Annotated in this window: 17 protein-coding genes; 10 read left to right on the forward strand and 7 right to left on the reverse strand. The window is 72.2% G+C overall.

What is annotated here, in order from left to right; translation table 11 throughout:
• Positions 1–30 precede the first annotated feature (30 nt).
• Entirely contained in the window at positions 31–660 is a 630-nt protein-coding gene (locus DCE93_RS12855; RefSeq protein WP_108596224.1) for a TetR/AcrR family transcriptional regulator, read from the forward strand.
• Between the two features lie 56 nt (positions 661–716).
• Here the strand turns inward: DCE93_RS12855 and DCE93_RS12860 are convergent, their stop codons facing one another.
• Complete coding sequence (locus DCE93_RS12860) at positions 717–941, reverse strand: hypothetical protein (RefSeq protein ID WP_108596225.1); 225 nt, start codon at positions 939–941, stop codon at positions 717–719.
• A gap of 470 nt (positions 942–1,411) precedes the next feature.
• Here DCE93_RS12860 and DCE93_RS12865 point away from each other — a divergent pair, with 470 nt between their 5' ends.
• Positions 1,412–3,556 (forward strand): RecQ family ATP-dependent DNA helicase, encoded by a 2,145-nt coding sequence (locus DCE93_RS12865; RefSeq protein WP_108596226.1) that lies wholly within the window; start codon positions 1,412–1,414, stop codon positions 3,554–3,556.
• 29 nt (positions 3,557–3,585) lie between these two features.
• A complete protein-coding gene (locus tag DCE93_RS12870; RefSeq protein ID WP_108596227.1) occupies positions 3,586–4,347 on the forward strand; it encodes an SGNH/GDSL hydrolase family protein in 762 nt (253 codons plus the stop codon).
• 9 nt (positions 4,348–4,356) lie between these two features.
• Here the strand turns inward: DCE93_RS12870 and paaZ are convergent, their stop codons facing one another.
• From paaZ to DCE93_RS12900, 6 genes are all read right to left on the reverse strand, one after another.
• On the reverse strand, positions 4,357–6,429 hold the full coding sequence (paaZ, locus tag DCE93_RS12875; RefSeq protein WP_108596228.1) for a phenylacetic acid degradation bifunctional protein PaaZ: 2,073 nt from the start codon (positions 6,427–6,429) through the stop codon (positions 4,357–4,359).
• A gap of 11 nt (positions 6,430–6,440) precedes the next feature.
• Positions 6,441–7,310: a 3-hydroxyacyl-CoA dehydrogenase family protein gene (locus tag DCE93_RS12880; RefSeq protein ID WP_108596229.1), complete on the reverse strand. Its 870-nt coding sequence runs from the start codon at positions 7,308–7,310 to the stop codon at positions 6,441–6,443.
• Positions 7,307–8,068, reverse strand: a complete 762-nt coding sequence (locus DCE93_RS12885; protein WP_244284172.1) for an enoyl-CoA hydratase/isomerase family protein — start codon at positions 8,066–8,068, stop codon at positions 7,307–7,309. The genes DCE93_RS12880 and DCE93_RS12885 overlap by 4 nt, the downstream gene beginning before the upstream one ends.
• 273 nt (positions 8,069–8,341) lie before the next feature.
• On the reverse strand, positions 8,342–9,544 hold the full coding sequence (locus tag DCE93_RS12890) for a thiolase family protein (RefSeq protein WP_108596230.1): 1,203 nt from the start codon (positions 9,542–9,544) through the stop codon (positions 8,342–8,344).
• 178 nt (positions 9,545–9,722) lie between these two features.
• A complete protein-coding gene (locus DCE93_RS12895) occupies positions 9,723–10,823 on the reverse strand; it encodes a hypothetical protein (protein WP_108596231.1) in 1,101 nt (366 codons plus the stop codon).
• A 108-nt stretch (positions 10,824–10,931) separates the two neighbouring features.
• The gene (locus DCE93_RS12900) at positions 10,932–13,286 is read right to left on the reverse strand and encodes a DEAD/DEAH box helicase (RefSeq protein ID WP_108596232.1); all 2,355 of its coding nucleotides are present in this window, start codon (positions 13,284–13,286) and stop codon (positions 10,932–10,934) included.
• A 302-nt stretch (positions 13,287–13,588) separates the two neighbouring features.
• Between DCE93_RS12900 and DCE93_RS12905 the strand changes: the two genes are divergently transcribed.
• The 7 genes from DCE93_RS12905 (at position 13,589) to DCE93_RS14465 (ending at position 21,845) form a co-directional block, all read left to right on the forward strand.
• The gene (locus DCE93_RS12905; RefSeq protein WP_235825150.1) at positions 13,589–14,107 is read left to right on the forward strand and encodes a GNAT family N-acetyltransferase; all 519 of its coding nucleotides are present in this window, start codon (positions 13,589–13,591) and stop codon (positions 14,105–14,107) included.
• Positions 14,108–14,138: 31 nt separating this feature from the next.
• Positions 14,139–15,155, forward strand: a complete 1,017-nt coding sequence (locus tag DCE93_RS12910) for an alpha/beta hydrolase (protein ID WP_168186228.1) — start codon at positions 14,139–14,141, stop codon at positions 15,153–15,155.
• Between the two features lie 110 nt (positions 15,156–15,265).
• Positions 15,266–16,417 carry a YihY/virulence factor BrkB family protein gene (locus DCE93_RS12915; RefSeq protein ID WP_168186229.1) on the forward strand — a complete coding sequence of 384 codons (1,152 nt, stop codon included), beginning with the start codon at positions 15,266–15,268 and terminating at the stop codon, positions 16,415–16,417.
• Positions 16,418–16,508: 91 nt separating this feature from the next.
• The gene (locus tag DCE93_RS12920; RefSeq protein ID WP_108596236.1) at positions 16,509–17,897 is read left to right on the forward strand and encodes a sensor histidine kinase; all 1,389 of its coding nucleotides are present in this window, start codon (positions 16,509–16,511) and stop codon (positions 17,895–17,897) included.
• The gene (locus DCE93_RS12925) at positions 17,894–18,565 is read left to right on the forward strand and encodes a response regulator (RefSeq protein WP_108596237.1); all 672 of its coding nucleotides are present in this window, start codon (positions 17,894–17,896) and stop codon (positions 18,563–18,565) included. The genes DCE93_RS12920 and DCE93_RS12925 overlap by 4 nt, the downstream gene beginning before the upstream one ends.
• 153 nt (positions 18,566–18,718) lie before the next feature.
• Complete coding sequence (locus DCE93_RS12930) at positions 18,719–20,128, forward strand: acyltransferase family protein (RefSeq protein ID WP_108596238.1); 1,410 nt, start codon at positions 18,719–18,721, stop codon at positions 20,126–20,128.
• Positions 20,129–20,276: 148 nt separating this feature from the next.
• A complete protein-coding gene (locus tag DCE93_RS14465) occupies positions 20,277–21,845 on the forward strand; it encodes a MinD/ParA family ATP-binding protein (protein WP_244284173.1) in 1,569 nt (522 codons plus the stop codon).
• Positions 21,846–21,847: the final 2 nt, after the last annotated feature.

The following is a 21,847-nucleotide window of genomic DNA, read 5'->3' on the forward strand; positions in this document are numbered from 1 at the left end:
GCACCGGCCGAGAATGGAAGACTGAGGCAGATGTCAGAGAACGGATCACTTCGACGCGGGCGCCCCGGCTACGACCAGCAGGGCATCCTCGAGGTCGCTGTCGCCGCCTTCAACCAGTACGGCTACGACGCGACCTCGATGGGCGTGCTCGCCGACCGCCTCGGGTTGTCGAAGTCGGCGATCTACCACCACTTCGCCTCGAAAGACGAGATCCTCGAACGCGCACTCGACGATGCGCTCGGCGCGCTCGAGGGCGTCTTGAGCGAAGCGGATGCCGCGGGCGGACGCGCGGCCGACCGGGTCGACCACGTGCTCCGCGGCGCCGTGCGGGTGCTCGTCGCGAAGCTCTCCTCCGTGACCCTGCTGCTGAGGGTGCGCGGCAACACCGAAGTCGAACGCCGCGCGCTCGCCCGGCGTCGTGCCTTCGACAAGGCCGTCACCGCACTCGTCGAGGAGGCGCAGGCCGAGGGCACGCTGCGCTCCGACATCGACGCGAGCGTCGTCGCGCGCCTGACATTCGGCATGATCAACTCGATCGTCGAGTGGTACCGCCCGGGCGGCCGCGAAGACGCCGACAAGCTCGCCGACGACGTCATCGCCGTCGCGCTCGACGGGCTGCGCATGCCGACCTCGAACCGCGTCGACGAGCTGCTCGGCTGAGCTGCCCGCTCGAGCTGCTCGGCTGAGCTGCCCGGTCGAGCCGTCCTCCGCGCCCGTCAGCCCCTGCCGGCGCGGGCCCACGCCGTTGCGGAGCCGCCCAGGCTCGGGTCGACGGCCCGACGGATGCCGCGATGCGACGCCGCTCGTCGAGCCCGACGCCCCATCGGCGACGCCTCCTCCGCGCGCCGCTCGTCGACGATCCGGCGCCGCTCCAGTTCCTCGGCGAGGCGCTCGTCGCTCGCTGCGATCAGGTGGGGAAAGCTGACTTCCGAGATGAACATGGCGACTCCTGGTTCTCTCTGTGTGTCGAGGCTGTCTCTGTGTCGAGGCTGTCTCTGCGTCGTTCGTATGCGTCGAGTTCGTATGCGTCGAGATTCCTCGCTAAGGCGGGCCTGCGGCATCCGCTGATCGCCGTATTCCTCACCACGGCCCGGCTGCCGGATACCCACCTCCTTCCTCACCCCTCCTTCCTCACCCCTCCTTCCTCACCCCTCCTTCCTCACCGCACTGAGATCGATGCACCTCGTGCTCCCCAATCGGTATGCCAGTTCCGCCTCATCGATGAGGCGAAACTGGCATACCGAATCCGCGTCTGACATGGGCTCGTGTCCGACCCGGCCCCCGTGTTCGACATGGACTCCGTATCCGAGATGGATTCAGCGTCTACGTGGAATCAGCGTCTGAGGTGGAAAAAATCGCGCGAAATGAGAACGGCGGGCGAGCTGTCAGCGGCATCCGCAATGCTGGGGGGATGACGCCGATCGCGACCGACACCCAGAGCGCCGCACTCGCCGCGCTGCGCGAACTCGTAGGGCGTGATGACGCGGGCTTCCACGACGGCCAGTTCGAGGCGATCGAGGCCCTCGTCGAAGGGCGTCGACGCGCGCTCGTCGTGCAACGCACCGGGTGGGGAAAGTCGGCGGTGTACTTCGTCGCGACCCTGCTGCTGCGTCGGCGGGGCGCGGGCCCGACGGTGCTCGTCTCGCCACTGCTCGCGCTCATGCGCGACCAGATCGCCGCGGCGGAGCGCGCCGGCGTGCGCGCGGTGGCGATCAATTCGACCAATGCACACGAGTGGGGCGACGTGCTCGCCCAGCTCGACCGCGACGAGGTCGACGTGCTGCTCGTCTCGCCCGAGCGGCTCAACAACCCGAGCTTCCGTGAAGAGCAGCTGCCCGCGCTCGTGCGCCGCATCGGCATGCTCGTCGTCGACGAGGCGCACTGCATCAGCGACTGGGGGCACGACTTCCGGCCCGACTACCGGCGGCTGCGCGAGCTCATCTCGCAGATGCCCGCCGAAGTGCCGGTGCTCGCCACGACGGCGACCGCCAACAGCCGGGTCGTGGCGGATGTCGCGGAGCAGCTCGGCACCGGTGCGGCCGAGGGCTCGGCCGACGGCTCCGGGGCGGGCACCGACGCGGGCACCGGCGTGCTCACGATTCGCGGGCCGCTAGCGAGGTCTTCGCTGCGACTCGGGGTGCTGCGGCTGCCCGACGCTCCGAGCCGCCTGGCGTGGCTGCTCAGCCACCTCGACGACCTTCCCGGTTCGGGCATCATCTACACCCTGACCGTCGCCGCCGCCAACGACACGGCTCGACTGCTGCGCGAGCGCGGCCATGAGGTGCGCGCCTACACGGGCCAGACCGACACCGACGAACGCGCGGAGTCCGAGGGCATGCTGAAGCGCAACGAGGTGAAGGCGCTCATCGCGACGAGCGCGCTCGGCATGGGCTTCGACAAGCCAGACCTCGGCTTCGTGCTGCACCTCGGCGCCCCGTCGTCGCCCGTCGCCTACTACCAGCAGGTCGGGCGCGCCGGGCGCGCGAGCGAGAGCGCCGACGTGCTTCTCCTCCCCGGCACCGAAGACGGCGCCATCTGGCACTACTTCGCGACGGCGTCGATGCCCGATCAGGAGCGTGCCGAGCGCGTCATCGGCGCCCTCTCCGACGTGCCGATGTCCACACCCGCGCTCGAGGCGATGGTCGACATCCGCCGCACACCGCTCGAGCTGCTGCTCAAGGTGCTCGACGTCGACGGCGCCGTGCGCCGGGTGCGGGGCGGCTGGGTCTCGACCGGCACCCCGTGGGTCTACGACGCCGAACGCTACGAGCGCATCGCCGCCGAGCGCCTCGCCGAGCAGCAGCACATGATCGACTACGAGCAGACCGACGGATGCCGCATGGAGTTCCTGCAGCGATCGCTCGACGACGACACGGCCGCGCCCTGCGGGCGGTGCGACAACTGCGCGGGCGTCTGGTATCCACGTGAGATCGCGGCATCCGCGAGCGCCACCGCCGCCGAATCACTCGACCGCGTCGGCGTGCCCATCGAACCGCGCCGCGCGTGGCCGACGGGTGCCGACCGTCTCGGGGTGCACGTGAAGGGCCGCATCGCCCCGGCCGAGCAGGCAGGCGAAGGGCGCGCGCTCGCCCGACTCACCGACCTCGGCTGGGGCGGCACCCTGCGCGAGCTCTTCGCGCCGGGCTCCCCCGACGCCCCCGTGTCACCGCAGGTGCTCGCCGCGTGCGTGCGCGTGCTCGCCGGCTGGGGCTGGGCCGAGCGCCCGGTCGCGGTCGTCGCCATGCCGTCGCGCTCGCGCCCGCTGCTCGTCGACTCCCTCGCCCGTGGCCTCGCCGAGGTCGGGCGACTCCCCTACCTCGGCGCGCTCGAGCACGACAACGGCGGCCCGAGCGGTGAGCCGGGCGGCAACAGCGCGTTCCGGCTCGCCGGGCTGTGGAATCGCTTCTCGGCCGACGGCCTCGCCATGCCGCCCGGGGGCGTGCTGCTCGTCGACGATCAGGCCGACAGCCGGTGGACCCTCACGATCGCCGCGCGCGAGCTGCGCCGGGCGGGCGCAACCGAGGTGCTGCCCTTCGTGCTCGCGCTGCGCGGCTGATCCGCGTCGCTTCGCTTAGCATCGTCGTGATGAGATCGAAGCGTCTTGGTCATCACCGTGTCGCGTCGACGGTGGCGCCGTTCGCTGCGGTCGTCGCCCTGCTGCTCACCGCGTGCAGCTCGCCGCCCGTGCCTTCTGCGAGTTCCGCCGCCTCCCCGACGGCGCCCACGCCCCCCGCGGCGGCCGCCACGCTCTCCCCGTCGCGCCTCGCCGAGGGTGCCGAGGTCCTGATCATCGGCGACTCCTTCACCGAGGGGTACGGAATCGCTCCCGGCACCGACTGGGCCCATCTCGTCGCCGACGATCGTGGATGGCAGGCCACGATCGACGGTGTCAGCGGCACCGGGTTCACCCAGGGCCTCGCCGCCGACGGCCGAACGGGGCTCGACTACGCGAATCGGGTTCGCAGGCACGCCGAGGCCGGGGGCGCCTACGACCTCGTCATCCTGCAGGGCGGCCTCAACGACCTCCTCGTGCCGGCCGCCACCGAACGGGCCAACGTCGCCGCGACGGTGCAGGCAGCACGCACGGCATGGCCCGATGCCGACGTGATCGTCTTCGGCCCGACCGCTCCATTCGGCGGCGGCGGCAATCGCGACGAGTCCGGTGCGATCCGAGCCACGGCGACGGAGGCCGGCGCCGTCTACATCGACCCCGCGGCCCCGAGCCCCTGGCTCGACCAGGCCAACAGCCCCGACTTCGATCTCGGCGATCGGCTCCACCTGAACGATGCCGGGCAGGCGTACCTCGCGGCGCGGTTCGTCGATGCCGTGCTGGCATCGGTCGAATGACCCCGGCGCTCAGGCGGGCGCGAGCTCCTTCGCCACGAGCGTGAGCACGTCGTACGACGCCACGAGCTCGTCGTCCTGGTTGCGCAGCACCGCGTCCCAGCGCACCTCGCCGTACTCGTCGGTCTCGCGCGGCGTGATCTGCTTCGCGGTGAGCTCGACCCGGATCGAGTCGCCGGGCGACACCGGCGTGACGAAACGCAGGTTCTCGAGGCCCGAGTTCGCGAGCACCGGGCCCGGCGCCGCGTCGACGAAAAGACCCGCAGCCCACGAGACGAGCAGGTACCCGTGCGCGACCCGGCCCGGGAAGAACGGGTTCGCGGATGCCGCATCCTCATCCATGTGCGCGTAGAACGTGTCGCCCGTGAACGCCGCGAAGGTCTCGATGTCGTCGAGCGTCACGGTGCGCGAACCCGACACGACCTGATCGCCGATGCGCAGTTCGGCGAGCGACTTGCGGAACGGATGCACTCCGCCGGGGCGCGCCTCCGACCCGGCGTGCCACACGCCGGTGAGGGCGGTGAGCATCTCGGGCGATCCCTGCACGGCCGTGCGCTGCATGTGGTGCAGCACCGCACGGATGCCGCCGAGCTCCTCGCCGCCGCCCGCCCGCCCGGGGCCGCCGTGCACGAGGGTCGGCAGCGGTGAGCCGTGGCCCGTCGACGAGCGCGCGTCGTCGCGATCGAGGAACAGCACGCGGCCGTTGTAGGCCGCGATGCCCGACGCCAGCGCCACGGCGACCTCGGGGTCGTGCGTCGCGACGCTCGTCACGAGCGATCCGCCGCCACGCGCCACGAGGGCGGCGGCCTCGGCGAGCGAGTCGTAGCCGATGATCGACGACACCGGGCCGAACGCCTCGACCTCGTGCAGCGCGGGGCTCGCGGCATCCGCGAATCTCAGCAGCATGGGGGCGACGAAGGCGCCATCGGATGCCTCGCCGGTGGCGCCGCCCTGAAGCGTGACGGTCGGGGCATCCGTCGAGCCGATGACGAGCTCGCCGCCGCCTGCCTCGAGCCGGCCGACCTGGCGCAGCACCTCGTCGCGCTGCGCGAGCGAGGCGAGCGGGCCCATCGTGACGCCCTCGGCGCGCGGGTCGCCGACGACCACCCGCTCGGCGATGCGGGCCCGCACGGCGGCGATCACGGCCTCGACGGATGCCCCGGGCACGATCGCCCGGCGGATCGCCGTGCACTTCTGCCCGGCCTTCGTCGTCATCTCGGCGACGAGCTGCTTCACGTACGCGTCGAACTCGGGGGTGCTCGGCACCGCGTCGGTGCCGAGCACGCTCGCGTTGATCGAGTCGGTCTCGCTCGTGAACCGTACGCCGCCGGTCTGCACCGAGGCGTGGGCGCGCAGCTTCTCGGCGGTCGACGCCGAGCCGGTGAAGGCGACGAGGTCGCCGAGCCGCAAGTGGTCGAAGAGCTCGGGCACACTGCCCGAGACGAGCTGCAACGAGCCCGCGGGCAGCAGCCCCGACTCGACGAGGATGCGCACGAAGGCCTCGGCGAGGTATCCGGTCGGCGTGGCGGGCTTCACGAGCGTCGGAACCCCGGCGAGGAACGCGGGCGCGAACTTCTCGAGCGATCCCCATACCGGGAAGTTGAAGGCGTTGATCTGCACGGCCACGCCGGGCAGGCGGGTGTAGATATGCCGCCCGAGGAATGAGCCGTCCTTCGAGAGGTTCTCGACCGCGCCGTCGACGTAGACCTTCGAGTTCGGCATCTCGCGACGCCCCTTCGACGAGTACGTGAAGAGCACGCCGATGCCGCCGTCGATGTCGACCCACGAGTCCTGCTTCGTCGCGCCGGTGCGCGCCGAGAGCTCGTAGAGCTCGGCCTTCCGCTCGCTCAGCGCGAGCGCCATCTGCTTCAGCAGCACCGCCCGCTGGTGGAAGGTGAGCTCGCCGAGCGAGGCCTGCCCGACGGTGCGGGCGTACTCGAGCGCGGCGCCGAGGTCGAGCCCCGCGGTCGAGACGCGGGTGACGAGCTCACCGGTCGAGGCGTCCCGCACCTCCGTCGCGCCCGCCGCCTCGCCATCAGGGGTCCACCACTCGCCGTTCACGTAACTCGGCAGCATCTCGGTCATCGGTGTTCCTTTCACGGGGCATCCCAGAGGTAGAAGCCCTCGCCGGTCTTGCGGCCGAGCTTGCCCTCGGCGACCAGGCGCCGCAGCAGCGCGGGCGGGGCGAAGCGTTCGCCGAGCGTCGACGAGAGGTACTCGGCGATGCCGAGTCGCACGTCGAGGCCCACGATGTCGGTCAGGCGCAACGGCCCGATCGGATGCTTGTAGCCGAGGGTCATCGCCGCGTCGACGTCTTCCGCCGAGGCGACGCCGTCTTCGAGCATGCGGATCGCCTCGAGCCCGAGTGCGACCCCGAGCCGTGACGAGGCGAAGCCCGGGGCATCCGCGACGACGATCGGCGTCTTGCCGATCGCGTGCACCCAGCCGCGCGCCCGCTCGACGAGCGGCCCGTCGGTCGCCTCGCCGCGCACGATCTCGACGAGCGTCGAGGCGGGCACGGGGTTGAAGAAGTGCATCCCGAGGAACTGCTCGGGCCGGTCGAGCAGGGCCGCGAGCTGGTCGATCGAGATCGACGAGGTGTTCGAGGCGAGGGCGGCGCCGGGCGCGAGCACCGACTCGACGCGGGTGAGCGCGTCGATCTTCACTTCGAGCTGTTCGGGCACGGCCTCGACGACGACGTCGCAGCGGGCGAAGTCCTGCACGTCGGTCGACGTCGCGAAGCGCGAGGCGATGGCCGGCTCGTCGTCGTCGGCGGTGCCCCTCGCGACGGACGCCGCGATGGACTCGAGCACCCGGCCCGACGCCGCCGACGCGGCATCCGCATCGCGCTCGACGACCGTGACGCGGGATCCGGCGAGCAGGAAGGCGTGCGCGATGCCGGCGCCCATGCGCCCCCCGCCCAGCACGCCGACATCGGCAGGAGCGCCTGTTGCGGTCTCGTTCACTTCTGCTTCCTCTCGAGGAACTCGGTCATGCGCCGGAACTTCTCGGGGCTCTCGAAGAGCACGGCCTGCTCCTCGAGGTCGACGGCGGGGTGCTCGCCCCGCTGGGCGCGGAACACGCGCTTCGTCGCGATCGTCGCGGCCCGGTCGTTGCGGGCGATGCGGTCGGCGATGACGTGGGCGGCCGCGAGCAGTTCGTCGGCCGGATGCAGCTCGCTCACGAGCCCGATCTCGAGCGCCTCGGCGGCGCCGATCGTGCGGCCCGTGAGCAGCAGCTCGATCGCGCGGGCGTCGCCGACGATCTCCTTCAGCCTCCAGCTCGCGCCGGCCGCGGCGATGATGCCGAGGCCCGTCTCGGGGTTGCCCATCTTCAGCGTGGGCGTCGCGATGCGGATGTCTGCGGCATACGCGAGCTCTGCACCGCCGCCGAGCGCGTACCCGTCGAGGGCGGCGATCACGGGCATCGGCAGCAGCGCGAGGCGCACGAACGCGTTCGCGTTGATGCCCGCGCGCGCGTCATCGGCTCGGCGTTCGCGAAGCTCGGCGATATCGGCGCCCGAGGCGAAGACACCGCCCGCACCGGTGAGGATGAGGGTGCGCGGCATCGCTTCGAGCTCGGCGCAGAGCAGGTGGAGCGCATCGATCGTCGCCTGGTCGATCGCGTTGCGCTTGCCCGGCCGATTGAGCGTGGCGACGACCCGGTCGTCGTGCCGCTCGACGAGGAGCGGTGAGCTCGCGGCATCCGTCGTCGCGCCCATCATCGCGCCTCGCTCCCCGGTCGATCCGTCGTCGCGCCCATCATCGCGCCTCGCTCCCCGGTCGATCCGTCGTCGCGCTCATCGCACGCGCCCCGCTCCCGGTCGATCCGTCGCCGCGCTCATCGTCGCGCCTCGCTCCCCGGTCGATCCGTCGATGTTCGCCCAACAAGGCGAGACGAAGGGCGAAGATCGACGGATCGATGCCTGACGACTGCCCGCACGGTGGCCCGCACGGTCGCCCGAGGCCCGCAGGCGCGGCCCGACGCGTCGTCGCGCTCATTTCACGCGCTCCACGATGAGTGCGCTGCCCTGGCCCACTCCGACGCACATCGTGGCGAGGCCGTAGCGCGAGTCCTCGCGCTCCATGCGGCCGAGCAGCGTCACCACGAGGCGCGACCCCGACGAGCCGAGCGGATGCCCCAGCGCGATCGCCCCGCCGTCGGCGTTGACCCGCTCGGGGTCGAGGCCGAGCCGGCGCATCGCGGCGAGCGACTGGGTGGCGAACGCCTCGTTGAGCTCGATCGAGCCGAGATCGGCGATCGACAGGCCCGAGCGGGCGAGCGCCTTCTCGGTCGCGGGCACCGGGCCGAGGCCCATGATCTCGGGCGCGAGCCCGGCAGAGGCGCCGACGACGACGCGCGCCCGCGGTGTGAGCCCGTAGCGCTCGACCGCTTCGGCGCTCGCGACCACGATGGCCGAAGCCCCGTCGTTGAGGGCGCTCGAGTTGCCCGCCGTCACGATCGAGCCACCGGGCACGACGGCGCGCAGGCGCGCGAGCGCCTCGAGGGTCGTCTCCGGCCGCGGACCTTCGTCGACGAGCACCTCGCCGCGCGCCGTCGCCACGCCGACGATCTCGGCCTCGAACCGGCCCGCCGCGATGGCTGCCTCGGCGCGCCGCTGCGAACGCAGCGCGAAGGCATCGGCCTCTTCGCGCGTGATGCCGTCGACCCGCGCGACCTCTTCGGCCGTCTCGGGCATCGAGAAGGTCGCCTTGTCGCGCGAGAGCAGTCTCGGATTCGGGAAGCGCCAGCCGATCGACGTGTCGTAGGCGGCGCCGGGCTTCGCCCACGGCCGCTCGGGCTTGGCCTGCACCCACGGCGCGCGGGTCATCGATTCGACGCCGCCGGCGATGATGAGGTCGGCGTCGCCGGCCCGGATCGCCTGCGCCGCCATCGTGATGGCCGACATGCCCGAGGCGCAGAGCCGATTGACCGTGATGCCCGGCACCGAGTCGGGAAGTCCGGCGAGCAGCACCGACATGCGGCCGACGTTGCGGTTGTCTTCGCCGGCCTGGTTCGCCGCACCGAAGATCACCTCGTCGATCGCGCCGGCCTCGATGGCCGCCCGCTCGAGGCCGGCCCGGCGCAAGGCCTCCCCGACGACGAGCGACGCGAGGTCATCGGGCCGCACTCCGGCGAGCACGCCGCCGTAGCGGCCGACCGGCGTACGCACTCCGCCGACGAGGTAGGCCTCCGCCATGGTTCACTCCTGACCGCACTGTCCGTGGAACGCTGCACCCAGCGTAGGCAGGTGCGCGGTATTCGACCGGTCCCGAATTCCCGACCGACCGTTCAGAAGGTAATTATGGCAAATGGATGCCTCGGGCGCCACCCGACTCACTCTGCCCGCGCCGATCGTGGGTGCGCTGCGCTGTAGGTCAGCGGATTTGCGCGAGGATCGCCTCGGCGACCGCCGTCGCCCCGTCGTGGCTCGTGACCTCGTACACCGAGTCACCGACCCTCATCAGCACCGGCGAGGACGGGCCGTCGGTCACCAGCGCAACGATCGCGGCGTCGGCACCGCTCGCACCTGCGACGGCCGAGAGATCGAGCGGTGCGAACGCCGTCGAGACGTCGTACTGCCCCAATAGGTCGAAGAAGACACCAGCGCCGTGGACGACCGAGATGCGCGGCCCGCGTTGACTGTCGGTGAGGTAGTCGCACGAGTACGACCGAGACGCGCCCGCGACCGCCTCTTCGAACGACTGCGGAGCGCGCGTCGTCGGGTCGTCGACCTCGGCCTCGGTGAACGTCGTGTCGAGCGCCATACCGATGGCTTGCGGGTCGAGGCCGCCGTTGCAGACGGCGTCTCCCTGTCTCTGCGACGCGGCGGCCGGCCACGCGAGTTGCGCGGGCGTCGCCTCCTCCACCGCGCCGAACACCGACTCGGCCACGGTTCCCAGCCTGGCGAGGACCTCTTCGGGCGGAAGGCCGTCGTAGCGCGTGCCCGTCGTGCCGAGACCGGGTGCGCTCAGGCGCATGGCGACCCATGCGTCTCCGACGGGTGCCGTGAGTTGCCAGCCCGACTCACCGACCGTTGTCGATACCTTGATGCCGCTGATGTCCAGCGTGTCGTCGGAGGGTGCGTCACCGGCCCACGCCGGTTGCCACTGCTCAGCTGCATCCGGCAGCACCTCGACGGTGAGGTACGCAACGTCGGCGCCACGGGCGTAGATCGTGGTCGGCGCCTCGCCAACGCGCCAGGAACAACCGAGGCCACCCGCCGCGGCGATTTCCACGGCGTCGAACGCATCGGTCGGCCGGATCGCCCGCACCGGCTCGGGCGCGATGGCGTCGCTGCCGGTCATCGCGGCCGCGAGGTGCGCACCCGACACGAGATCTCCGCACGTCAACGGTCCTGCGGGAGCGCCCTTCACCGGCGTCGGCTCGGCGACCGGCGTCGGTGCCGGGTCAGGCGCGGCGCAGCCAATCAGGAGCAGGACGAGGGCGGCGGCCATGCCGACATTCACGAGGCGCATGGCGCGAGCCTAGTGGGCCGAAGGGGGGTCAGAACTCAGGGATGCCCCGGTGACGACGAAGGCCCGCATCCACACGGGATACGGGCCTTCGATCGAGTGGTGCGCGACTCAGCCGGCGAGCTTCTCGTCGGCGGTGGCGGACTCGGTGTCGACGGCCTCAACGACGTCGACGATCTCGACGACCTCGACCGTCTCAGCGAGTTCGGCCGTCTGCTCGGCCACGACCGACTCGGCCCCGACCTCGGCGGCGCCGCGCTCGAGTTCGCCGGCGAAGTCGTCGCCGAGGCGCATGTCGACGAAGTCGACGTCGATCTCGGCGCGGTCGAGCAGCTCGGTCATGCGGCGTTGCCGGTTGCGCGGGATGAGCGTGACGACCTGGCCGGCCTTGCCCGCGCGGCCGGTACGGCCCGAGCGGTGCAGGTAGGTCTTGTACTCGTCGGGCGCGTCGGCCTGGATCACGAGATCGATGTCGTCGACGTGGATGCCGCGCGCCGCGACATCCGTTGCGACGAGCACGTTGACCCGGCCCGAAGTCAGCTGCTGCAGGTTGCGTGTGCGACGCGACTGGTTCAGGTCGCCGTGCAGGGCGACCGCGCGGATGCCGTAGTCCTCGAGGTGCTCGGTGAGGTCTTCGGCGAACGCCCGGGTGCGGCTGAAGACGAGGGTCTTGCCCGCGCGGTTGGCGAGCTCGGCGACGATGTCGCGCTTCTCGTGGTTGCCGATGACGAACACGCGGTGCTCGATCGTCGACGAGGCCTGGTCTTCACCGGCGACCTCGTGCACGGCCGGCTCGACGAGGAACTCGTCGACGAGCGTTGCGACGCCCTTGTCGAGCGTCGCCGAGAAGAGCAGCTTCTGGCCGCCCGCGGCGGTGTGACGGATGATGCGCTGCACCGGCTCGAGGAAGCCGAGGTCGCACATGTGGTCGGCCTCGTCGAGCACCGTGATGACGACCTCGGAGAGGTCGAGTCGGCGCTGCTCGATGAGGTCTTCGATGCGTCCGGGCGTGCCGATCACGATGTCGACGCCGCGCTGGAGCGCGCCGACCTGGCGCTGCTGCGGCACGCCGCCGTAGATCTGCGTGGTGAAGAGGCCGACGCTCTGCGCGATGGGCTGCACGGTGCGGTCGATCTGCAGCGCGAGCTCGCGGGTGGGGGCGAGGATGAGCGCGCGGGGCTTGCGGCCCATCTGGCGCTTGCCGCCGGCCTTGCCGGACTCGGCCCAGAGCGACATGAGACGCTCGACGGTCGGGGCGCCGAAGGCGATGGTCTTGCCCGAGCCGGTCTTGCCGCGGCCGAGCACGTCGCGACCCTCGAGCACGACCGGGATGGTCGCGGCCTGGATCGGGAACGGCGACTCGGCGCCGAGCTCCTTGAGGGCGCGCACGACGTTGCCGCCGAGACCGAGGTCGGCGAAGCTCACACCCTCGGCGTCGGTCGCCTGGATGGCCTCGGCCTCGAGGCGCTCGAGCACGACGTCGTCGTTCGGCGAGAAGCGGTGACCCTGCTCCTTGGCCGGGTAGAAGCTCGAATCGCGGCGACCGGAGTCGGCGAAGCCGGGGCGGTCGACGTCGCGGCGAGGCGCGCGGTCGGCACGGTCGTAGGAGCGGGCGGGGCGGTCGCTGCGGTCGAACGAACGCGCCGGGCGGTCGCTGCGGTCGAACGAACGCGCCGGGCGGTCGCTGCGGTCGAACGAACGCGCGGGGCGGTCCTCGCGGTCACGGCGAGGGGCCCGGTCATCGCGGTCGAAGGATCGCGCGGGGCGGTCCTCGCGGTAGGCGGGGCGAGCCGGGCGGTCGCTGCGGTCGAACGAACGCGCGGGGCGGTCGTCGCGATCGCGACGGGGTGCACGGTCGTCGCGGTCGAAGGAACGCGCAGGGCGGTCGTCGCGATCGCGACGGGGCGCACGGTCATCGCGATCGAACGAACGCGCGGGGCGGTCGTTGCGGTCGAACGAGCGAGGTGCACGGTCGTCGCGGTCGAAGGAGCGAGCCGGACGGTCGTTGCGGTCGAACGAGCGGGGCGCGCGGTCGCCGCGATCGTTCCGGTCGTACGAGCGGGGCGCACGCTCGTCGCGGTCGTTGGAGCGTGCCGGCCGGTCGTTGCGGTCGAACGAGCGGGGCGCGCGGTCGTTCCGCTCACCCGAGCGGGGCGCGCGGTCGTCACGATCGAAGGAACGCGCCGGGCGATCGTTGCGGTCGAACGAACGCGGTGCGCGCTCGTCACGGCCGTCGCGGTCGGAGCGATGGGGGGCACGGCCGGTGGAGACGCGCTCCTCGCGCGACCAACGCTCCTTGCGCGGGGCGTCGGCGGGCTCGGGGCGGTAGCCGCGGTGACCCTCGCTGCGCGAGCCGGGCTTCGACGAACCGGCGCGCGCCGGGCCGCCCTTCGAGCCGCCCTTCGCGTACGAGGGATCGAAGTTCTTGGCGGGCCTGCCGCCTTGGGGTTTCTTGTTCTTGGGCATGGTGACTTCCTGGGTTGTACTCGTGTACATGGCAGCGCCACTGCAGGCGCAGCACACTGAGAACCCGGAGCATCGTCGACCGGGGCCGTTCACATACGGTGACTATCCGAGGCCTGATGCCCCGAAACCGGCCCTTTGGACTCACAAACCCATCCGCGCACGGCGCGGTGTCCAGAACCGACTCGGCAACGATACCGGAATCTTCTGGGAAAGTCCCGCACGAGGCATCCGACCGCGAGCCCTTCACGAACGCCGGCCGCGCCGGTAACACCCGGGAAACGCACGCGGCGTACGCTCGGCGGGTGCACCCCTCAGTGACCGTCGCCGTCGAACCGCCCCGCCAGCCCGAGGTCGAGCGCCTGCTCGACGGCAGCACCGCCTACGCGGAGAGCCTCTACCCGCCGGAGAGCAGCTTCCTGCTCGACATCGCGACGCTCGAACGCGCAGAGGTGGCCTTCTACGTCGCCCGCGACGGCGACCGCGCCGTCGGCATCGCCGCGCTCGTCGCCGAAGCGGATGCCTCGCGCGGCGAGTTGAAGCGCATGTTCGTCGATCCCGAGGCTCGCGGGCGCGGCGTCGCCGCGGCGCTGCTCGACCGCATCGAGGCGGATGCCGCCGCCCGCGGCATCATCGAGATCGTGCTCGAGACCGGCGACCTGCACGACGCGGCGCAGGCGCTGTATGCGCGGCGCGGGTACCGCCTGATTCCGCAGTTCGGCCAGTACGTCGGCGAACCGCACTCGGTGTGCTTCGCGAAGACGCTCATCGCGGCCCCCACAGCGACGACGGGAAGCGTTTCCAACGACCCTGGCGTGAGGTAGCATCACTCCACCCCTGAACCCGGAGCCCGGTGTGACCTCGACCCGACGCACAGGCGGCTCCGGCACCCGCGCCAGGCGGGTGCTCTGGGCCGTCACGGCCGCAGCAGCCGCCATCGCGAGCGTCGGCGCGCTCTCGGGGTTCCACCAGCAGCTGCGGGAGATCGACCCGAAGGGCTCCGACGCCGCGAGCGAGGTCGCGAGCGCGGCGATCATCGGCATTCGCACCTTCACGGCGCCGGCCGGCATCGGCGTCGAGCCTGATCTCGAATACGGTGCCCGCGAAGACGGGACGCTGCTCACCCTCGACGTCTGCACCCCGGCGCGCGTCGGGTTCCCGGTCGAGTCCCGAGCCGCGGTCGTCTCGATCCACGGCGGCAGCTGGGCGCGCGGAGACAAGGCGAACTCCGACTGGCGCAACGTCTGCCTGTGGCTCGCGAGCGAGGGCTTCGTCGCGGCATCGGTCAACTACCGGCTCGTGCCCGACGTCCGTTTCCCGGCCCAGATCGACGACGTCGCCCTCGCCGTCGAGTGGCTGCGCTCGCCCGAGCAGGCCGAGCGATTCGGCATCGACCCCGATCGCATCGGCGCGTTCGGCGGTTCGGCCGGCGGCAACCTCGCCGCCCTGCTCGGCACGACCGGCGACGGTCCGCTCGACGAGGGCTCGCGGGTCGCGGCGGTCGCCGAGCTCTCGGGCCCCGTGGAACTCGGTGCGGCTGAGCTCGCGGCCGACGAGGCATCCGATTGGCTGCACCGCATCGTCGGCGAGTACCTCGACTGCCCGCCCGGAGCGAGCGATGCGCAGTGCCCTCAGGCGACGGATGCCTCGGCCGGCTCCCATGCCGACCCGAGCGATCCGCCGTTCTTCATCGGCCACGCCGAGCGCGAGGTCGTGCCGCTCGGCCAGTCGCAGCGATTCGCCCAGACCCTCGCGGCGGCGGGCGTGCCCGTCGAACTCGTGGTCGTGCCGGGCGTCGATCACTCGATCGGCATCCTCGACGAGACGCTCCGCGCCCGCGTGGCGGCGTTCCTGCACGCGCACCTCGGCTGAGCCGCGAGGTGCCGCCCCCCGACTCCGTGCCGCCCGCTCGGCACTCGGCAACCCCTGTGCCGAAGCCGGCCGCGCGTCGTAGGCTCGGGGCGTTCCCGATGGGAGGCGGCATGCCCGAGCACGACTCACCCGGCCTCGGCCGACGCAACGACGACCCAGGCCGCGGCGACGCACGCGACGGCTCGAGCGGCAACGGCTCGGACGGCAACGGCTCGGGCGCCCGCGACTCGAGCGGCAACGACTCGCCGGTGCAGCTCTCGCGCGACGACTGGCGGGTCATCCTCACCCGCACGGTGCACGAGTACCGCATCAACCAGGTGCACGACATCGCGGCCGCCCTCACCTTCTACGGGCTGCTGGCGGTCTTCCCGGCGCTCCTCGCCGCCCTCGCGCTGCTCGGCATCTTCGGGAGCGCCGAGGCCGTGATGGCCGACGTGATGAGCGTCGTGGAGGAGCTCGGCGGCGCATCCGTCGTCGACGCTCTCAGCGAGCCCATCGACCAGCTGCTGAACGCCTCCCACGCGGGCCTCGCGTTCGTGACCGGCCTCGTCGGCACACTCTGGGCCGCGTCGGGCTTCGTGGGCGCCTTCGGCCGCGGCATGAACCGCATCTACGAGGTCGAGGAGGGCCGCCCGTTCTGGAAGATGCGCCCCGCGATGCTCGCGGTGTCGGCCGTGCTGGTGGTGCTCGGCGCCATCGCCGCCGTCGGCCTCGCGGTGACCGGACCGGTCGCCGAGGCCGCCGCGAGCGTGCTCGGGCTCGACGACGGCGTCGCCTTCTGGTGGGATCTCGGCAAGATCCCCGTGCTCGCGGCGATCGGCATCCTCGTGATGGCGATGCTCTACTGGGCGGGGCCGAACGTGCGGCGGCGGAACCTGCGCTGGTTCAGCGTCGGCGCGGTCGGCGCCCTGCTCGCGTGGATCATCACGACGGCGCTCTTCGCCGTCTACGTCTTCGGGGTCGGCAACTACCAGCGGGTCTACGGCGTGCTCGGCGGGGTCATCGCCTTCCTCCTGTGGGTCTGGCTCTCGAACCTCGCGATGCTCTTCGGCGCCGTGCTCGACACCGAGGTCGAGCGGGCACGCCAGTTGCGTGCCGGCGTCGCCGCCGAGGAGCGCGTGCAGCTGCCGCTTCGCGACGCCCGGCTGATCTCGATCAATCGCGCGCAACGCCGGCGCGATGTGCGCGCCTCGGCGGCCATGCGGCCCGACGCGGTCGTCGACGCGGTGACCCCGCCCGCGGGGCGCCGACCGCACGGCTGACCCGCACCCGGGCACAGTACCGGCGTAGGGGCGGGGAATCGCTCTGACGAGGGATGCGACGGCGCGCACCGCGTGGTTGAGTACTGGCATCATGGCCCCGATCCAGCAGCCCACTCCACGCCCGTCGGATGCGTCGGCACCCGTGCCGCCCGCACCGCCGGCGCCGGGCGTGCCGCCGAGGCCGGCGGCATCCGCGGCGTCGGCGACATCCGCGACATCCGCGACGAAGTCGAAGTCGAAGCCGAAGCAGGCGAAGCCGCACCGACCGCGGAGCGCCGCGATGCCCGCGATGCCCGCGAATCCGGTCCACATCACCGACGACGAGCGCCAGTTCCGCGCGTGGATGTGGGTGACCACCTCGCTCCTCGCGATCACCCTGCTGTCGGTCTCCGTTCCCCTGGCCGCGACGATCTACGGCGTGCACCTGCTCGCGGCCTTCGGCACGAGCCTCGCTGTCGCCGGCGCCCTGCCCCTCTCGGTGCGACTGCCATGGGTCGCTGCCGGCCTCTCCGCGGCCGGCCTCCTCTCCTTCGCGCTGCTCGCGTCCGGCTCCGACGGGCCGCCGTGGCCGTGGCCGGTCACGTCGATCATCGCGCAGGGCGCACTGCTCATCGTGCTCGGCCTGATGTTCGAGTGGCGGGTGGGCTTCATCACCTGGGTCGCCGCAGTCGTCGTCACGTTCCCGTTCGCCTTCGTCGATGCGGGCGCCGCGGCCAACATGGTGACGGGGGCGGCCGTCACGGCGCTCGCCTTCTCCATCGCCGTGCTCGTCGCCCAGCGCCGGCTGATCGGCGTCGAGCTCTTCCGCGAGCGCGCGCATTCGGCATCGGAGCAGCAGCGACGCCTGCTCGTCGAGGAGCGCAATCGCATCGCCCGCGAACTCCACGACGTCGTCGCGCACGGGCTGTCGATCATCCACGTGCAGGCGACGAGTGCGCCCTACCGGGTCGAGGGGCTGAGCGAGGGGGCCAAGACCGAGTTCGCCGAGATCGCGGTATCCGCTCGCGCGGCGATGACCGAGATGCGGCAACTGCTCGGGGTACTCCGGAGCGCGGACACCGCTGCGGAGACCGCGCCGCAGCCCGGCCTCGCCGAATTGCCCGAGCTCGCGGCATCCGTCGAGCGCGCCGGGGTGCCGGTGACGCTCGGCGTCGCCGAATCGCTGCCCGACGCCGGGCTCGCCGCGACGGCCGCGTACCGCATCGTGCAGGAGGCGCTCAGCAACGTCGTGCGGCACGCCCCCGGCGCACCCACCTTCGTCTCGGTGGAGATGCACGCCGACGACCTCGTCGTGTGCATCGACAACGAGGCGGCGACGGCCGCCCCGGCGCCCGATGCGAAGGGCGGCGGCCACGGCCTCATCGGCATCGACGAGCGCGCAGCCCTGCTCGGCGGGCGCGCCGAGTACGGCGCGCGTCCCGATGGCGGATACCGTGTTCTGGCGACCCTGCCGATCGGGTCCGACGGAGGTACGGCGTGACGATCTCGGTGCTCATCGCCGACGACCAGGCGATGGTGCGCGCCGGGTTCGCCGCCGTGCTCGCCGCCCAGCCCGGCATCGAGGTCGTCGGGCAGGCCGCCGACGGCGACGAGGCCGTGTCGATGGCGCACGAGCTGCGACCCGACGTGGTCGTGATGGACGTGCGCATGCCCGGCCGCAACGGCCTCGAGGCGACGCTCGCGCTGCAGACCCCGCCGCGATCGAGCGACTACGTGCCGCGGGTGCTGATGCTCACGACGTTCGACATCGACGACTACGTCTACGAGGCACTGCGCGCCGGGGCGAGCGGCTTCCTGCTGAAGGATGCCACGCCCGAAGAGCTCGTAGCGGCCGTGCGCATCGTGGCCGCCGGCGACGCGCTGCTCGCGCCGAGCGTCACCCGTCGCCTCATCGAGGACTTCGCCCGCTCCGGGCCGCCGCCGCGCCCGTCGGGCACTCGCCTGGCCGAGCTCACCGATCGCGAGCGCGAGGTGCTCACCCTCGTGGGCCGCGGCTTCTCGAACTCGGAGATCGCCGCCGCCCTCTTCATCGCCGAGCAGACGGTCAAGACGCACGTCAGCAAGATCCTCTCGAAGCTCGGGCTCCGCGACCGCGTGCACGCCGTCGTGCTCGCATACGACACCGGGCTCGTGCAGCCGGGCTCCTGACCTCCGTCCCGCCCCTACTCCGGTAGGGCGCCGTCGGGCTCCCGAGCGCACCGCCGTAGGGGCGGCGAACCGCTCCCCCGGGTGATGATCGGCGCGGCACCGCGTTCCTAGCCTGCTCGCGTGGGCGGAAGGGCCGCCCGGACGGAGCCGGTCATGACCGACGCACTCGTACGCTCGCCGGGGATCACCCGGGTCGTTCCGGCGGCTCGCGCCGCGGCATCCGAACCCCGCTCGTCGGGCGTCGCCCGCGACCCGAGCGTCGACGCGATCCGCGTGGCACTGCTCGTCGTCGTCTTCGCCCTGCACGCGATGATGGTGGGCGTCAGCGTCGGCGCCGACGGCCCGGTGCTGCAGAACGCCATCGAGCATCAGGCCTGGTTCGCGCCGGTGAGCTGGGTCGTGCAGATCATGCCGCTGTTCTTCATCGCGGGCGGGTTCTCGAGCTTCCACCACTGGCGGTCGATGCGGTCGCGAGGAGCGAGCGGCGCCGAGTACGTGCGGGCCCGGCTCGAACGCCTCGTGCGGCCCGCGATCGCCGTCGTGGCCGTCGTGGCCGGCTCGCTCGTCTGGCTCGCCCCGGCCGGTCTCGCACCCGAACTCGTCGCGACCGCGGGGTTCCGCATCGGCCAGCCGCTGTGGTTCCTCGGCGTCTACCTCGCGACGTCGGCGCTCGTGCCGCTCATGGTGCGCGCCCACGAGCGAGCCCGCATGCTCACCCCGATCGTGCTGCTCGCGGCAGTCGTCGCCGTCGATGCGCTGCGCTTCTCGACCGGCATCGAGGCGATCGGCTTCCTGAACCTGCTGCTCGTGTGGCTGCTCGTGCAGCAGCTCGGCTTCCACCTCGCCGACGGCGGTCTCGACCGGCTCGCGCCCTCCGCGCTGTGGGGCGTCGCCGCGGCATCCCTGACGCTGCTCGCCGTGCTCACGGTCGCCGGCCCGTACTCGGGCGACATGTACGTGAACCTCAACCCGCCGACCCTCTGCCTGGTCGTACTCGGCGTCGCCCAGCTCGCGCTCTTCCAGCTGGCGCGCCCGCGCATCAGGGCCTGGGTCGAGCGGGCGGATGCCTCGCGGCTCGTGTCGGCCGTCGGAGAGCGCGCCATGACGATATACCTCTGGCACATGCCGGTGCTCGTCGCCCTCGCGGGCGGGCTGCTCGTCGCGAACGCCGGCGCCGGCCTCGCGCTGCCCGAGCCGCTGAGCGCCGACTGGTGGGCGACCCGACCGGTGTGGCTGAGCGTGGCCGCCGCCGCGGTCGTGCCCGTCACCCTGCTGTTCGCACGCTTCGAGCGGGGGCGGGCTCATCGCCCGGTGCCGCATGCGGCCCCCGCTGCGTCGGAGTCGCGGCCGGCCGCCCGATCGGCGGCGGTCGACGCCGTCTGCGGCGTCGCCGGAATCGCCGTCGTGCTCGTGACCGGGTTCGGCCCGGTGCAGGCCGTGATCGCGCTGGCCCTGCTCGCGGTCGCGCTGCGCGGCAGCACGACCGTGCGAGCGGCTGCACGGTCGGCGGTGCCCACCCGACCGACGGGGCTTCGTCGAGCACGCAGCAGGGCGGGAACGTAGACTGGTTCGCGGGGGAACGACCGGTGTCGCACACGTGCACGTGCGCCTCGCATGCGCAATCGACGCGAACACCGGGCTCCGTGCTCACCCGGCGCCCCACCGCCGGCGCACGTGCAGCAACCACGCACACGGACCTGAGGGGAACGAATTGTCCACTTCGATCAACACGCACGACGGTGTCACCGTGTTCCTGACCTCCGCCACCGAAGCCGACGTGCACGCCGACGGCGGCGTGGTCGGCATCCAGGCCGCCGACGGCAACGAGCTGCGCGACCGCGTCGTCGCCTTCGTTCAGGAGCGCGCGCAGCGTCTCGGCATCGAGGCCACGGCTTCGCTCATCGACGATTCCTCGCACTGGACGCTGACGGTGGAGGCCGACGGTCGGGTGACCGAGGTTCCGACGGGCCTCCTGCCCGATGAAACGGAGCACTCGCGCCCGACCCCGACCGCGCCGATCCCGCTCCTGCTCCCGGCCGCCGGGGTCGGTTCGACCTCGGTCTCGGTCTCGGCACCGGTTCCTGCGCCGGTCTCGGCCTCTGCCTCGGCCTCGACCTCGGCCTCGGATGCATCGCCGAGCCCGGTCGCGGCGCCGACGACGATCCCCGCGCCATCCTCGCCCTCCGCTCCAGTCGCCGCATCCGCACCGGCCGCCGCGCCCTCGCGGGCCGCAGCACCATCGCACTCACCAGCGGCACCGGTGTCGGCTCCGGCAGCAGAGGCGCCCGCGCCGGCCCCGGCCCCGGCTGCGGCTGCGGCTGCGGCTGCGGCTGACCTCAGGCCGCACCGTCCCACCGTCGACGACCTGCTCTCGAGCCGCCCCCGGGTGCGCCCGTTGAAGGCGACCACCGGCTGGCAGGGCCGGGTGCGCCGCATGAGCGGCGGCCTCATCTCGCCGAAGCCGAGCGCAACCGAGCAGACGAAGCACGAGCAGACGAACCGCGTGCAGAAGCGGCTCGACGGCCCGCGCACGATCGTCGTGCTGAACCCGAAGGGCGGCGCCCACAAGACCACGAGCACGCTGCTGCTCGCCGCGACGTTCGGCCGGCTCCGCGGCGGCTCGACGCTCGCGTGGGACAACAACGAGACGCGCGGCACCCTCGGCTGGCGCGCGCAGCACACCCCGCACCACCGCACCGCCGTCGACCTGCTCACCGACCTCGATCGGTTCGAGAACCCCAGCGTCGCGAGCCTCAGCCAGCTCGACGACTACGTGCGCACGCAGGTCGACGCCCGGTTCGACGTGCTGGCCTCCGATGAGGATGCCGCCGCGACATCCACCATCGACGACGCCGCCTTCGACCGGCTGCACCGCACGCTCTCGCGGTACTACCGGCTGCTGATCGTCGACACCGGCAACAACATGCGCGCCTCGAACTGGGTCGCCGCCGTGGCCGCCGCCGATCAGCTCGTCATCGTCTCGACGGTGCGCGAAGACACCGCCGCGAGCGCCGCCTGGCTGCTCGACGGACTCGCCGAGAAGGGCTTCGGCGACAAGGTCGACCGCGCCGTCACGATCCTGACGTCCCCTTCTGAGCGTCCCGATCGCGAGCTCGAGCAGCGCCTCACCGACCACTTCGGTGCGCTGACCGCCGCCGTCACGACGATCCCCTACGACGCCGCCCTCGTCGACGGCGGCACGATCGACTTCGACGCGCTCTCATCCGAGACGCACGACGCGTGGCTCAAGGCGGCCGCGGTGGTCGCCGACCAGCTCTGACC

The sequence above is a fragment of the Agromyces badenianii genome, from assembly GCF_003070885.1.
Classification (GTDB): Bacteria; Actinomycetota; Actinomycetes; order Actinomycetales; family Microbacteriaceae; genus Agromyces; species Agromyces badenianii.